The sequence below is a fragment of the Methylomonas sp. 2BW1-5-20 genome, assembly GCF_052474515.1.
The window spans coordinates 105,771-120,709 of the sequence record NZ_CP184128.1 but is presented as its reverse complement, the minus strand read 5'-3'; the positions used below and the strand labels follow the sequence as shown (position 1 = coordinate 120,709).

The 14,939-nt window shown below is 48.7% G+C and carries 9 protein-coding genes; all 9 read right to left on the bottom strand.

The window, feature by feature from the left end; all coding sequences use genetic code 11:
• Positions 1-87: 87 nt before the first annotated feature.
• Positions 88-2,094, bottom strand: a complete 2,007-nt coding sequence (gene recD / locus ACH50O_RS23300) for an exodeoxyribonuclease V subunit alpha (RefSeq protein ID WP_446812204.1) — start codon at positions 2,092-2,094, stop codon at positions 88-90.
• Positions 2,091-5,804, bottom strand: coding sequence for an exodeoxyribonuclease V subunit beta (gene recB / locus ACH50O_RS23295; protein WP_446812203.1), 3,714 nt, complete (start codon positions 5,802-5,804; stop codon positions 2,091-2,093). Before recB ends, recD begins: the two co-directional genes overlap by 4 nt.
• Positions 5,801-9,361 carry an exodeoxyribonuclease V subunit gamma gene (recC, locus tag ACH50O_RS23290; protein WP_446812202.1) on the bottom strand — a complete coding sequence of 1,187 codons (3,561 nt, stop codon included), beginning with the start codon at positions 9,359-9,361 and terminating at the stop codon, positions 5,801-5,803. The genes recB and recC overlap by 4 nt, the downstream gene beginning before the upstream one ends.
• Positions 9,362-9,573: 212 nt before the next feature.
• Positions 9,574-10,137 (bottom strand): YkgJ family cysteine cluster protein, encoded by a 564-nt coding sequence (locus ACH50O_RS23285; protein WP_446812201.1) that lies wholly within the window; start codon positions 10,135-10,137, stop codon positions 9,574-9,576.
• A gap of 215 nt (positions 10,138-10,352) precedes the next feature.
• A complete protein-coding gene (locus ACH50O_RS23280) occupies positions 10,353-10,877 on the bottom strand; it encodes a DUF6527 family protein (RefSeq protein ID WP_446812200.1) in 525 nt (174 codons plus the stop codon).
• Complete coding sequence (locus tag ACH50O_RS23275; protein WP_446812199.1) at positions 10,874-12,388, bottom strand: hypothetical protein; 1,515 nt, start codon at positions 12,386-12,388, stop codon at positions 10,874-10,876. The genes ACH50O_RS23280 and ACH50O_RS23275 overlap by 4 nt, the downstream gene beginning before the upstream one ends.
• Positions 12,389-12,397: 9 nt before the next feature.
• Positions 12,398-13,714 (bottom strand): HesA/MoeB/ThiF family protein, encoded by a 1,317-nt coding sequence (locus ACH50O_RS23270; RefSeq protein WP_446812198.1) that lies wholly within the window; start codon positions 13,712-13,714, stop codon positions 12,398-12,400.
• Positions 13,711-14,040: an E2/UBC family protein gene (locus tag ACH50O_RS23265; protein WP_367650902.1), complete on the bottom strand. Its 330-nt coding sequence runs from the start codon at positions 14,038-14,040 to the stop codon at positions 13,711-13,713. Before ACH50O_RS23265 ends, ACH50O_RS23270 begins: the two co-directional genes overlap by 4 nt.
• Positions 14,041-14,093: 53 nt before the next feature.
• Entirely contained in the window at positions 14,094-14,771 is a 678-nt protein-coding gene (locus tag ACH50O_RS23260; RefSeq protein ID WP_446812197.1) for a multiubiquitin domain-containing protein, read from the bottom strand.
• Between the last annotated feature and the right edge of the window lie 168 nt (positions 14,772-14,939).

Genomic DNA, 14,939 nt, shown 5'->3' with positions numbered 1-14,939 from the left:
GTGGACGACTATGCAACCGGTACCGTTGGACTTCGCCCACCGTTCTCAGCTCAAACCCTCGAAATTTTTTAATCGTATTAAAAACAGTTACATAAAAATGCAAGATGCCAAAATTGCTTGATTAAACACATCCCCACTACTTTCCAGCAAGGTGAAGTTTTCTTTCGCTCGGGTGATGCCCGTGTAGATCAGTTCACGGGTGATAACAGGACTTCTGTTTTCAGGCAGCACCAAGGCCACATGGCTAAACTCTGAGCCTTGGGATTTATGAACCGTGATGGCAAAAGCGGTTTCCACATCCGGCAGCCGCATCGGCGATATCCAGCGTATCTTGATGTCAGCCAAGGGATCGTCGTTTGGAAATGCCACCCTTAGTTTTCCGTTGCTGTCTTTAAGGGCAATGCCGATATCGCCGTTCATCAGGCCCAAATTGTAATCATTCCGAGTCACCATGACGGGACGGCCTTCATACCAAAGGCTGGGCTTTTGTTGTGGAAACAACCAGTCTTCGATACGCTGATTGAGCTCTTCTATCCCCCAGACGCCACGGCGCAGAGCGCAGAGCACCTGGAAGGTATCAAAGGCTACTAGTACTTGTTTAGCCCAGTCATCGTATTGGGCGCTATCGGCAGGACGATTTTCTTCGATCACCGCCAGATAATAGCCATAGCCTTGACGATCATTGGGTTTGCCGTTGTCATTGACGCCGGCATTCAGGGTCACCAGCTTTTTTAACAAGCGGTTTGCCGCATCCGGATTAGGCTGTTCTCTCAGCTTTAAATACTCTGTACGCGGTTCAGGTATTAAATCCGCATAGGTGCTTAGATTATTCAAGACGGTTTGGGCTTGCTCGGCATTCCCTAGATTCACCGCTTTGGCCAGCTGGCCAATACCACTGAGCTCATTAAACCGGTGGCTATAACGAAGCATGATGGTTTGTTGGTTGATCGCCGAACCGGTAATGGCGGGCGTATCTAACAGCTCGCCTGCATACTGGCTAATCCATGCCCGTGTTGATTCGTCATAGGCACTGTTTTCGGCGCCAAAGCATAAATCCCCCATCACAGAACCGGCTTCGACCGACGCCAATTGATCCTTGTCGCCCAGCAATATTAATTGGGCGGTATCCGGTAGCGCATCGAGCAACGAGGCCATCATTTCCAGATCTATCATCGAGCCCTCATCGACAACCACAATATCCGCGACGATGGGATTATCTCGATGATGAACAAATCGCCGAGAGTCGTGCCGGCTTCCCAGTAAGCGATGCAACGTGCTGGCTTTCTTGGGGATGGCTTGTTTGATGTCCTCACTGACGTTCAGATGATCCAGCGCCTTGCCAATGGATTCACTGACCCTAGCGGCCGCTTTGCCGGTGGGTGCGGCTAATAAAATATTCAGCTTTTTCGTGTGGTTTGATTCGTATTGAGTTAGGTTAATCAATAGTGCTAAAAGCTTCGTCAACGTCGTGGTTTTACCGGTACCCGGTCCACCGGTAATGATGGTAAACCGCGAACGCAAAGCCAACACACAGGCGATTTTTTGCCAATCTGGGATCTTTGAGTTTTCAGCTGTTTCAGGGATAGCAGGAAACAAGGCTGTTAATTGATCGCGCAACGCGACGGGCAAATGCTCTCGGATTGGCAGCAAGCGTTGTTGAATACTCGTATTCAGGGTTTGTTGATAGTGCCAGTAACGCCGTAAATATAAACGCCCCCCTTCCAAAACCAAAGGTGTGCTGCCCTGCCCCAACGCAACCAGCTTCGATTGTTTCAGCGCCGATAGCCAATGTTCCAAATTAAATGCTTGCAGCGCCGATAACTCGCGGTTTGCCAATTCATGCTCGACTTTCCAGGCATCATCGGTCGGAATGGCCAGCGTTAAGCCAGGCTGTTGACAGAGTTTTTCTAAATCCAGATACACTTCACCTCGATCCAGCTGGTGACTGACCAGAGCCCCGGCCCACAGGACGGCATCGCTCGCATCCTGATCCTGATCGAGTAGAAATCGGACGAAAGCTCTGTTCAAGTGGCTTAACCAACCCCGCACTATCCATTGATCCATGTGTTCCAGTACGGATAATCCCTGCGTCATAGTGTGTCTCCATTCAGCGTCGATGCCGAAAACAGTTTATCCAGGCCTTCGATGAGTTCACGCGGCGGTTTAGTCAACAGCCGGCCACCGCTTGGGCTTTGCGATCCACGCAGAAACAAGTAAAGCCCGCCGCCAATATGTTTTTCGTAATCGTACTGTGTACCCAACCGCACCTTCAGCAAACGATGCAACGCCAATAAATAGAGTGAATATTGCAAATCATAGCGTTTTGACAACATCGCCTGTTCCAGTGCCTGTAGCGTATAACTCGCATCATCATTGCCCAGGCTATTAAACTTGTAATCCACCACGTAATATTGCTGCTTATACACAAACACCAAATCCATAAAGCCTTTTAATAAGCCGTTGACATATCTCGGCAGCAGACTAGGCCGGGGTTGTCCAGCAAAGGTATGTCGGGTCACCAGCTGGTCTAAGGCTTGAACATCCACGGAGTCAGCCCCCAGCAGAAACTCCATTTCAGCTTGATAGGCGTCGGCACCCAGTTGAGCCAAACTCAGATTTTCACCTTCCAACAAGGGCATGCTTAACCAGACCGATAATGCCGAGGCAATAATCTCTTGTTTGTGAGCCCATTCACTGGCGGTAAAGCCCTTTTGGATTAACTGTAGTCCGAGCGCTGGATTGGCCTGCACAACCGAAAAACCTAATTGTGCGCACTGCTCCAGCAGGTCATGAATCAACACCCCAGGCCCTGAGCCTCGGGCTAAACCGTGGATGCCGGCCAGTGGCCTTAGCGTCGGCGCGACATTCAGGTCCGCTTCATCATTTTGTTTATCGTCCCGAGCGGTTTCCAGCTCCTGCGGCAGAGGCGGTTGCTCCTCCTGAATCAACGGGGTCTCTTCAATTTGCAAGGCGCTGTAGCTCGCCACCCACCAATTATTGGCAATTCTGGCGGCGGCGATTCGCGTGGATTCCAATTGCTCCGTTTGTTGCGGGGCCAGGTAAAGCTCATCGTTGATGGTGGGTAAGCCGGTCAGCAGGATGGACTCGCAATGGCCTTTCAGCAGCGTCAGTTGTGAACCCAATTCGCCGGCTGGCAATCCGGCTTGCCAGTTCAACAGAGAACCCATGGCGGATTTTTCCAGCTGGCATTCCTTGGTATTGCCGAATTTAATCGGCGCAACTCCTAACCAGCAGGCATGCTGCGCTCGGGTCATGGCGACATACAGTAAGCGCAAGTCTTCCTGCAGGCGTTCTTCATCGCTTAACGCCCTAATGTCATCCGCCTTCGTCAAATCGATGTTGAGGGTTTGCTGTTCATCGTGATAGCGATAGTGGGTATTGAAACGGCTGTTGATTTCCCGAAAGCTGCATATAAAAGGCAGAAACACCAAGGGATACTCAAGGCCCTTGGATTTATGGATGGTGACGATTTTGATCAGATTGGCATCGCTTTCCAGACGGATAATACCTTCGTCGCCGGATTGACTACTCTCGGCTTCGATAGCCTCCGCCAGATAACGGATTAAAGCCTGCTCGCCTTCGAGCTGGCCGCTGGCTTGTTGCAGAAGCTCCGCCAGATGCAATAGATTAGTGATGCAGCGTTCGCCTTCACTGTCCGCGGTGAGCCGCGCATGCAAGCCATAATCGCTCATCAGTTGCCGCAAGGTCGGCAAAATACCATCCAGTTGCCAGCGCGCCTGATACCCCAGGAAACGTTCCAATTGCTCTTCCCAGCCGGGCTCATCAATCGCCAGTTGCTGCAGCGCTTGATAAGACCAACCAAAGGTGGCGGTACTTAACGCGGTGCGCACCTTGCGTTCATTACGCGGTTCGGCGAGCGCTTTCAGCCACAGCAAGAGGTCTGTAGCCTCACGGCTGGCAAAGATCGAGTCGCGCTCGGACAGATAGACGCTACGCAATTGGCGTCTGGCCAGTGCGTTTCGCATCACTTTGGCTTCGGCGCCGCTTCTGACTAAAATCGCAATATCCGAGGGCTGTAAGGACTTTAACTTTTTTGACGATTTAAAACCGGTACGGCCTTGCGTCGCCAAATTCAGCAAGCCCACAATCTCGCTGGCCGTCACTTCGGCCATGGTTTGCCGATATTCCGGCAGTCCCACGGGCTTTAGCTGGCCATCGGCGTCGGTGATATCCCAATGCCAGAGCGTTAAGGCCGGCGCCGCCAGATCGTTGATGACCCATTCATCCTCACGGCCCTGGGCGGCCACCGCAATGAACGGCAAGGGATTATCATTCTCGCGTTTGAACCGAAAGGCCCCGTTGGGTTGCTGATCGGCATATAGAAAGACCTGATTCACCGCGTCCACCAGATGTTGGGTAGCGCGGTAGTTAGTGCCTAGCGTGTAATGCTTCCCCGCCGTATCCTGATGTGCCCTGAGATAGGTATAAATATCGGCGCCCCGGAACGAGTAGATCGCTTGTTTGGGGTCGCCGATCATCAAACAACCCAATTCTGCATCACCCTCTGCCGGATACAGGGTGGAAAAGATACGGTATTGCACCGGGTCGGTATCCTGAAACTCATCGATTAAGGCGATGGGGTATTGCTGCCGAATCACGCTTGCCAAGCGCTGACCGTTGTTGCCTTGCAGGGCTTGATCAAGGCGGGTCAGCATGTCATCGAACGTCATCCGCGCCACACGTTGCTTTTCACTGTCGTAACGGTTGCGAATCCAGTGGATGGCATGTTTGATCAGTTCAATTTTTAAGTTCGGTAGCGCAGCCAGTTGCCCCGGCAATTGGCTAATCGCCTCAAAGCCGGGATGCGCGGGCGGCGTTTGGCCGGCATTGGCGAGGTTTGCCATACCGGCCGGCGATAGGCTTTTAAACCCCGTTCCGAGTTCAAGCGACGCCTGATTCGGATCAGAACTCCAGGAGATAAGTTTATCGATCCAGTTCTGAATGTAATTGGATTTATAGTTTTTACCGGGCAATACTTTGCTTTTAACGGCTGCTTCCAAGAGGGATTTAATTTCATTCGCCCATGCCCCCCATGGCTGCTTGAGTGATTGCAAAGCCTCTTGTTTGGCGGTATTGATTGCTGTCATCAAAGTTTTGATGTCTTGATCGGGCGTTAGGCAGTTCGCGATCGGATCGGCGTTATTTAACAGCGTTCGAATTTCCCCGAGTAAGTTATCCGGTTGCTGAAAAAGGCTATAGAGCGCCAGAAAGTCCGGGTCGTCGTGCGCCATTTCGTAATAGAACGTGCGCCAATAATCTCTAACGACTTCGTTCAACAGTTCGGTATCGTCGGTATTGACCTCCTGATGAAACAGGCTGCCACTATCGAACGCATGTTGTTGCAACATGCGATTACACCAGCTATGGATGGTGTAGACAGCCGCTTCGTCCATCCAGTTGGCGGCCAGTTCCAGACGCCGGGCACAGGCTGACCAGAGAGCCGGATCATAATCCGCGCGGATGGCTTCCAGAAAGGCATCGCTTTTCACCGGTTGCTCACGGAAAAAACGCGCAACCTGGCTAAGACGTTCTCGAATCCGTTCGCGCAATTCTTTAGTCGAAGCTTCGGTAAACGTGACCACCAGAATTTCCGGAGGCAATAACTCACGCCTTGGGAGTGAGTCGTCGGGTTGATGCCCCAGTATCAAGCGCACATAGAGTGCCGCAATGGTATAAGTCTTACCCGTCCCGGCGCTGGCCTCAATCAAGCGGGTCCCGGACAAGGGAAACGTCACCGGATTTAACGCAATAGCCGTACTCATTCTGACGCTCCCTGTGCGATTTCGGTTTGCTGGATTTGATTAAAGGCCGGTTGATACAGCGTTTCCACCCAATATTGAAAAGCCTTGTCTTGATCGGTGTTTTGACCCGACTCTTGAGCGGTTTCCTGAGGGCTTTGGTTTAAACTGGCAAAATCCGGAAAGAATCGTGTCAGATAGGCATCATAATCTACCTCCCCTGGCGTCCAATCATCCCCTTGGTATCGGCTGATGGCTTTTTCCAGGGCTTTATCCTGATCACTGTTGGCAGCGGCGGCCAGCCAGGCAAAAGCGGTTTTGCAGGCCACCGGCAACGGGGCTTGCATGCCTTGGTGATACACTTCGACCAGGGATTGCAGGTGCGCATAAGCTTCGGCTTGATCAATGGCGGGGATTTCAATCACCGTATCGGCGGCAATCACCAGCGTCTGTACCGGTAAATGATCGGCACACGCCGCCAGATGTTGCACCCAATGTAATAACAAATTGGGGTATTTGAGGGTCTTGTCTTTATTGATCAATCGCTGAGCGGTCAAATAAATCAAGCCATCCCCCTGCTGATCGCTGCTACGCCGTAACTGGCTCAAATCACCCGTCAACTGTACCGTCACCCCATCGGCCAGGGTAAAGGGCGGCAAATGGGTGGCATGAGCTTCGAGTTCGCTGGACCAGACGGGCAGTATTGCTTGGTACTGCTGCCAAGCCAATTTGACCGGTTCGCTGATGGCGTCATAGGTGGCCTGAGCAAACCCGCCTAAAGGCAGCAAGCCCTGCTGGGCCATGGCGGATTGTTGCTGGGTAAAAAACGCCGCGGTGTCATCGAGATCGGCGCCGTTCGCCTGTTCGCTGTTTAAGCGTTGCAGCAAGGCTTCACTCAATACATAGGCTTGCAACGCGTCAAAGCCAAAGGGTTCATGATCTTCGCTGGTGACCGTTTCCTCATCGAAGCCAAACTTCAGGGTATGATTGCAGAAGGCTTTGACCGGGGCTTTCAAAAAACGAGCAAGCGACTCCAGGGTAAGCGTAAACCCTTTTTCTTCCGGATTGGGTACGGATCGCTCGGATAAATGGCTATCCGTTGCCGGCTCATACCATTCCCGCGCATAGGTAAACAGCCTTGGATCTCGATTTTGCAAGACATAGGCCAGGCTAAACGGTTGCAATGGATGTTCGACGGTCAAGGACGCCAGTAAGGAAACCTCATCCGCAAGCCGCCATCCCTGAGCTAATACTTCGCGTAATTGACTGATCAACACGGAAGGCGGTCGCTCACTGTTATCGCGTATGCTGCGTCCCACCCAGCTGATATACAGCTGCTGCCTTGCCGACAATATGGCCTCCAGAAACAGGTACTGATCGTCCTGCCGGCGCGAACGGTCGCCGGGACGATATTGGCCTCGGTGACTCATCAGATCAAAGCTGGGCGCTTGTTGATTGCGCGGATAGTCGCCATCATTCATGCCCAACAGGCAAATCAGCCGGAACGGAATGGCGCGCATCGGCATCAAGGTACAGAAGTTGACGCGGCCACTGAGGAAGCGTTGATGCAAGGACGGTTCATCCACGCTGGAGAGCCAGGCCTCACGCACCACATTAATCGGCATCGTATCCGTTTCCATTAAGCCCGCTTGCTCGCAGGACTGGCCCCACTTAGCTAAGGAACTGGTCAGGATTTCCAGGGTTTTTCGTTCCTGGTCGTTGCTGACGCTAAAAAGGTCCTCCAGCAGTGCTAACAAGGTCCGTTGCCAATCTTTGATATTTTGTTCACGCTTGAGTAACAAGGCGTATTTCTCAAGCGACTCCAGCAGAAAGGATAAGTCGCCCACCCATTGCGCCTCAAGCCCGCCAATTTCCGCATAAGGCTCGATCTGTGCAAAGGCCTCGCCGGTACCCACCGCATAACCCAATAACATTCGGCGTAAACCAAACTGCCAGGTATTGGCCTCCAGATGGGACGGCATACTCACCGCATGGGTGCGTTGTTCGGCATTCAAGCCCCAACGAATGCCGGCTTCTTCTATCCATTGATGTAATTTGGGAATTGCCGCTTCATCGATAGCAAAACGGGCTCGCAGTGCCGGCACTTCCAGCAAGCCCAGAAATTCGCTGACGGCAAAACGCGATTCGGGTAAATTCAGTAAGGCCTCGACGGCCACCAGCATGGGGTTTTGACCGCGTTGCTGTTGGTCGGCCAAACTGTAGGGAATATAGCGCGGATCATCCGCTTGAATCTGGCCAAACACCGCGCGGATATGCGGCGCATATTGATTGATGTCCGGCACCATCACAATCACATCGCGCGGGTAAAGCGGTTCCCGGTGTTGTTTGGCAGCGGCAAAACGGGCGAGCAACTGATCGTGCAGAATTTCGACTTCACGCTGCGGGCTGTGGGCGATATGAAAGGCGATGGAATCATCCGCTGTTGGCAGGAGTATGGGCTCGGCAGGCAAAGGCTCCAGATCGAGAATGGACTGCTGGAGATGCTGCAATAAGCTACGTTGACCGAGTTCCCCATAGTCTTTGAATAGATCGATTTTGTTCTGTGGCCAATGCCAGTGTTCATAGTGCTGGGTTTCATCAAACTGATCCAGCAAACGGATGTAGTCACGTCCCTGTTTACCCCAGGCAGCCAATAAAGGCGGCGCATGCAGATGCAGTTCTTCGGCGGTCAATGAAGACGTCATCCCCGCTTTATAGGACTGACGCCGCCGCTCGGCTTTGAGGAGTTCTTTGTCTTCGATTATGTCGGCCCAATAATGCTGGCAAGGGTTATGGACAAACAACACAATCTGACAAAACTTACCCAGCTTGGCCAACACTTCTAGCGATTGTTGCGGCAGGGACGATAACCCAAACAAAATAATCCGCCGAGGAATCCCCGCAGGACGCTGCTCCAGGGTATCAATATGCGTCATAAACTGGGCATGCACTGACGCTCGACTGGCGAACAGCATGGACTTCTCGCCCAAATCCTGAAGCACCGCGCGCCACAAGGCGGCTTGCCAGTGTTGTTGTTCGGGTAGAGGCTTGATTTCACCATGGGCGTTACGCAAGACATCATGCTCTTCGGCCCAATCCGAAATCCAGTCCGAACGGTATACCTGATATTGGTCGAACAAATCCGCGAGTTGTTCGGCCAGTTGATAGCGTTTTCGGCTGTTATTGTCATCCGCCAAAAAGCTGGCCAGTGTTTCAAAGCCGGATTGTGTGATCAGCTTGGGCAACAAACGATACAAACGCCAAATCAGCGGGGCTTTGGCCAGGAGTTGCTCTTTGGGAATTTGCTCACCCAGTACTGCACGATAGGCACTCCAGATGAACAACGAGGGCAATTGCATTTTAGTCGCGGCCGCGACGCCCAATAAGGCGTTTTGGGCGAGATTTTGTTTTAACCACTGCCCCATACCATTGCTTTGCACCAAGAAAATCTCGTTTTCCAAGGGGGCTAGCGGGTGTTGGCGTAGCCAATATTCCACCACATCACGGAGTTCTTCCAATTGATTGGAATGAATCACGGCAATACCGCTATCCAGTGGGCTGATGTGATTTGATTCGGTCATGTCGGTTGCTTTATGGTTTTAGAGTGTCCAACTTGGAATGGGACCATTGATTCTAATCATCGCTCAGCTATTAATAGGAGGCATATAAATCTGAGGCGGCAGTTAATAGATCGGGAGCATTCGCCAGCGTAACCAGTCGTAAAACACCCATAAATAGTTATTTTGAATAAAATACCGAAATAGTGCACCGCCTGGTTTTGCATGGTCTTCAACTATTGAAATATTTGACGGATGTCGAAAATCGAAGCATTATCATTTTCACGAATGATGAAGTTGTAACTTCTGAGTATTTCGGAAAATTTTAAAAGTGTAAACTCGCCAGTGCCGCATTTATCAGGATGACACCATATTGATGTTCGGGTAAGGGCTACATGTTGGCGGCAAAAAAACGGCCGATACTCATAAATACTGCAAACACCTGCTTTCAAAAATGGACAGGGTGTACCATGGAAAGACGAAGACTGCTTAGGATTTTTTGATCGCTTGATTTTCGTAGCACCCTCAATGTATTGAATTTCAAGTTCAGAAATAGATACGTCGTAGTAACAACATGAACTGCAACCCTTTTTGCAGGGAGTGAATTGATGAACAAAAGAAAATAATTCATCCATAAAGCTGTAGAGATCCTTAAGCTTCGTTAACGGATTACCTTGATGATTAAAAAACTTCGTTAGCAACAAGCCTTCTCTCTTTGCCAGTCTGTTTGGTAATCGGATAATAACGATTTCAGAGTTTTTGCGAGCATTTTCTTGTTCTAATTCGAGTTCTTTATTCATGAAAAATCTCTCAATCGCATACAGCCAACATGCGTGTAAAAATAGGACATAGTGGCGAATATTTGTTGAATTTATAAAATATTCTGTATATTCCAATTAAATCAGCTGCCTATTCCGATTTTAAAGCCGCCATTAATTCTGAATCAAAAACTGCTAGTCATATCAATAAATTAGTCATTTATCAGGACGACCATTTTTTCAGCACATAACCAGATCTAGGGTACCCTGAAAAAACCACGCAACTTATCATTGCCCTCCACCAAGGCATTAGCACGACGAACTAGCTGAGAGCATGTCCAGTTAATGTCCCAAGGTACTTCGTCCAGTTTTCCTGCTATCTGCGTATAGTGCAGCCAGTCTTTGGTGCAAACTGACAGCACCCTTCTTCGTAATTCGATCTCATCTTCTACGATGACATCACTATCATCCCAATACTTGTCACACCAGACAATAACGTGATTCCAAATGATGAAATGACTACAGCAGCCAGTGTCACGCCATACCGAGGGAAACACCGAAATTTGGTTGCGTTTTCGATAAAAGCGCCAGGCTTTGTCTGTTCGCGAATCCAGATTGATCGTGAGCGTCTCGCCACAGCCATCAGGGCAACGCATAACAAACGACCGTAGTACACCTCGATTTACAAGAACGAAATCGCCAGGCTGTTCCATTAATGGATCGGCATCACGGCGGTGAGATACAGTTCCTCTATCTCGAATTCTTTTAGCTCTGTTTTTCATGACGATATTCTTCTTTCAGCTTCAATTTGCCTGATTAATTTAGCTCCTATATCCAGCGCAACAACTCTACGCCCCCTATCGGCATTTGACAGAGATTTAAACTTGCACAAACGCCATAGAGCGATTACTAGCGCTATTGCATATTCATGATTATCACTTTGCTCATAAATACCGAAGGCTCGCACACGCCGTAAACAACCAAACATCCAAAAATATTCGTCATGTTTAGGTTCAGAATTTGGCTTTGGCGGACTTAAAATAGCCTTTAGGTCATAAAACCGCCGAATAGCGGTTTCCCATTTTGGTTGTTCAAATTGTTCATTCCTATTTTCTTCTTCGGTACAGGTAAAAATTAACGCTACTTCAAGCATCGCCACGTCAAAACAAACCGGTGCGCCATTTCCAATTTCATCTGTACCTTTTACGGCACCAAGATCAATCAGAATTGCATCGTCACCTCGTACACGAACATTGTCACCATGTAAGTCACCGTGAATAGTAGCCGCGCGATGTTCGAATGATATTTCTACTAGGCGAGACCACAATGCATTAACATCAAACCCGGCGTCGTCATCAGTTGTTACTGAATCCAAATATTCTTTTTGAATCACATCAGGAGAAATGATTTTTAATCGCTCCGCTGCCAATGCAAGTGACTCTTTAGATTGTGGAATGCACTGCCAAGCGCGATCACGCCAAAGCTGAAGTGTACGGTTAAATAAATTAGAAATAGCTGTTTCCGCACGACCGCCTCTTGCGGCTTCGAGCATTGATTCTGATTTTTCCACAAAATCGGCAACATAAACAGACCTAGAAAACCCCTCGATATGTACTTCCAAATTTGGCCGCAATTCAAAAGGAACAAATGGAGAAACCTCTTTCATAGCTTTTATTTCATAGGCTATATTCTTCCGATCACCAATCTTTACCAATCGAGATTGTGTCCAATGTGCTATAGAACTCTCTTTCCTTTTTTCGTACGCCAAAAATACGCGAGAATCTGTGAAACCAGATTTAAGTTCACGAATGTGCACTTCCTCAGCTTTCTGGAATGCGCGACAGACTAATAATCGTTCATCCTGTTTTAGTTCTTCAGACTTATCAAGTTTAACAATTCTAATATTTACCCGCTGCTGAGGGCGCTGAAATGAAATAATGCTGTCGAAATTTATCCCTTTTAGATCTGTCAGGAATACTATTTCTTCATTCCAGAAAAAATCTGGATACAATTGCTTTAAATCTTCCTCAATGGCATGTTTTCTATCGCGACTAGATAGTATAAGAATATGAAGTCCGTGATTGATGAATTGTGGAAGCAGTCGCGTATAAGTATCTAAATGTATATTGCTTTTATCCGCTCCACTGTGATCGAATACCGCGACAAGACTTGAGCCAAGTACTTGATCAGGAATTTCTCCCTTATCTGGATTTTCGAGTAGTTTGAGTCCACGTATTTCTAACTTATGACGAAGACCAGGTAATGGAGAAGCGCCGTACCAAAGAATATTCATATGCATCTCTTACATTAAAAAACTCAGTCGCCGTGAATCTCCAGCTGCTATAACTCCATGCGCCCCGCAGATAGGGCAATCAGGATCAGGTTTAGTTGCAAACACACGCACATTGCCCGTTAATGCATCATAAGATTGCCATCTGGCGCGCACGGGAGTTCCTGTGAATGCAGCTAGAAACATTGTCACCGCCAAAGATACCATCGTGCTATTAAGTGAAATAACTGCAGGTTGATTAACACCGCTTCCGCCATTAAAGTATGGATCAGATTCACGTTGTTCTGGAGTCATTAATTCTTCACGGATGACTCGCGCATCGAGTACATTACTGCATAGAAGACACGGTAAACCGGGAGCTAGCATTTGGGTGCGTCCTGTTACAGCGTAAACGTGATTATCTCTCAAGGTAATTGATACGCCGATATCGAACGCGGGAATGAGATATTGGAAAGCAAATTCCGATAAAAAGGCTCTGCTCACATGAGAATCAGTACACATAAAAATGCAGTCCGCCGAGCACATTAATCGCCTTGCGTTTTCGGTAATGACGGAATCCGCGTAAATGTGAACTTGAGCTGATGGGTTAATCGTGCGAATTAGGATGGACGCAACATCAATCTTCGATTTTCCAACGGATTCAGGCTGCGTACCAACCACACGATTCAAATTTGTTTCTTCTACAGTGTCAGGGTCAATGAGAATAAACGTCCCAACACCAAGATGCGCTAATTGTTGCACGGCGACCGATCCAGTTCCTCCCAAACCCACGATTACAACCGATAAATTGCGCAATATCCTTTGACCATGCTCGCCAAATGCTCGAACTTGTCGGTCATAGCGTTCCTTATTTTCGTCCTCTGAATTCCGGGTGGCTGGAAAAGTGATTATTGGGCCAATTTGCCGCACAGAAATTGATTCTTGAGTTCCAAACCACCGAGCTTTTAGTTTTCCTTCGCAGAGTATCATTGAGAATGCGTTTCCATCGGGAATACGCTTTTTTACAAATTCGACAAGCCCAACTTCGGTTGCATCATCTATTAAAGAAAACTCTGGAGCCCCGTTGGGATGCGTATGCAGCAGCGCCAAATGTTGTTTTTGTTCGCGAGCACGCCTAGTTATGCGAGTTAGAAACTGCGGCGCAAAGGTAATTTTGATTTCTGACGCAGAAAGTACATCTGCTTCATTTGCAATTTCTATGTCGTGTACCAGATATCGATTACTAACCGCGTCATAACACAAATATAATGCTGCCCCTCTCTCAGTGTCCGCTTGAAGTGAGTTTATTAAGGCGGTAATTGTCGGTACCCCAACAACAATCTCAGTCATTTCAGCTCCACGAATCGGCTTCTAATAATTTTCACATACGTTAACAAGTCGCAGGTTGCTGCATTCCATGCCCCATTAGCCACATGCCAGGAAAACCATAATGTCTGCGCGTCAGGTTGCCCGGGTACGACTTGGCCGATCTGTGCATTTTGTGGCATTTGTCCATTTTCCAGTCGCAATGAGTGATCTGCCCAGAAACAGTCTGGAGAGGCATATGGGTAACCATTAGGAACAACGAAACGAATATGAGTCTCTGGGGCTGACCACCCTTGTGGTAACGTTACGGAAGGAATAACTACGAGATGACATCCGTTCTCACCGGTCATTTTGGAGTCAGGAAAAACCTCGATCAGTGACGTAAACTGGTCCTGAACAGATTTCATAGCATTCCAAATGTTGCAGGTGGGACAATAGCGAAATGTGCAGGTGTTTCGCGCCCTTTAAACTCAACTATTGTGGATGGGCGAATTACCTCATCTGGCTCAGTTCCTTCCCCTTCCAATACCAAAGAATTAGCTGCATCCCAGTCGGGAATTTTCGCCATAATTTGAGCGCCAGTTAGCTCTGGTTGATCAGTGCGATATTCGACACCGTCTACGAAATAGTGATACTCGACTTCTGGCTTATGACGCTTGTGTGTTTTGAGGTGTTCGATACCGCTTTCATTGAGATCAAAATAACCTTGCAACGCAAGCGTCTGGTCTTCTTCATCAACACGCTCCCAGATAAGGTCTTCATGCTCCTTCACATTTGCAAGTGAGCGTATTGTCGCGATCTCAATTTTTGGGCTTCCCCACCAGATTGAATGCCCATTGACTGTTAATTCAAATACAGTGCCCGTTTCGAAGGCAAAAAATTCTTTGATTGATCCCGTCAATTCAAGAATTTCATCCGACGAGACCACGCGGGTACCATGTGCAGTGCGCATGATCAGTACAAAATCTTCCGCTGGTTCAAAGCCGGCATCGGCTAACACCTGACCTGCAGTAGGAGTTTTATCAAGGGTGTTAGCCGGTTGACCGTTAATTTTGTAGGGATAGCTATGTTCTGTTGTCATTTTCGGTCCTCTAGTGAGAAATCTGACGATAATTGGGGGATTTCACATCAATGATCAAACGACCGTGATCATTGATGCGATTGTTAACCTTGCCGTGGCACACAAGTGGTTGAACACTTATGCATCACATCAGTACAGTTTTAATATACAATAAAGAAAGCTTATGCG

What these genes read in the sequence shown, in the direction of transcription:
- recD (WP_446812204.1), bottom strand. Translation starts at nt 2,094, where the DNA reads ATGACGCAGGGATTATCCGTACTGGAACACATGGATCAATGGATAGTG.
- recB (WP_446812203.1), bottom strand. Translation starts at nt 5,804, where the DNA reads ATGAGTACGGCTATTGCGTTAAATCCGGTGACGTTTCCCTTGTCCGGG.
- recC (WP_446812202.1), bottom strand. Translation starts at nt 9,361, where the DNA reads ATGACCGAATCAAATCACATCAGCCCACTGGATAGCGGTATTGCCGTG.
- ACH50O_RS23285 (WP_446812201.1), bottom strand. Translation starts at nt 10,137, where the DNA reads ATGAATAAAGAACTCGAATTAGAACAAGAAAATGCTCGCAAAAACTCT.
- ACH50O_RS23280 (WP_446812200.1), bottom strand. Translation starts at nt 10,877, where the DNA reads ATGAAAAACAGAGCTAAAAGAATTCGAGATAGAGGAACTGTATCTCAC.
- ACH50O_RS23275 (WP_446812199.1), bottom strand. Translation starts at nt 12,388, where the DNA reads ATGAATATTCTTTGGTACGGCGCTTCTCCATTACCTGGTCTTCGTCAT.
- ACH50O_RS23270 (WP_446812198.1), bottom strand. Translation starts at nt 13,714, where the DNA reads ATGACTGAGATTGTTGTTGGGGTACCGACAATTACCGCCTTAATAAAC.
- ACH50O_RS23265 (WP_367650902.1), bottom strand. Translation starts at nt 14,040, where the DNA reads ATGACCGGTGAGAACGGATGTCATCTCGTAGTTATTCCTTCCGTAACG.
- ACH50O_RS23260 (WP_446812197.1), bottom strand. Translation starts at nt 14,771, where the DNA reads ATGACAACAGAACATAGCTATCCCTACAAAATTAACGGTCAACCGGCT.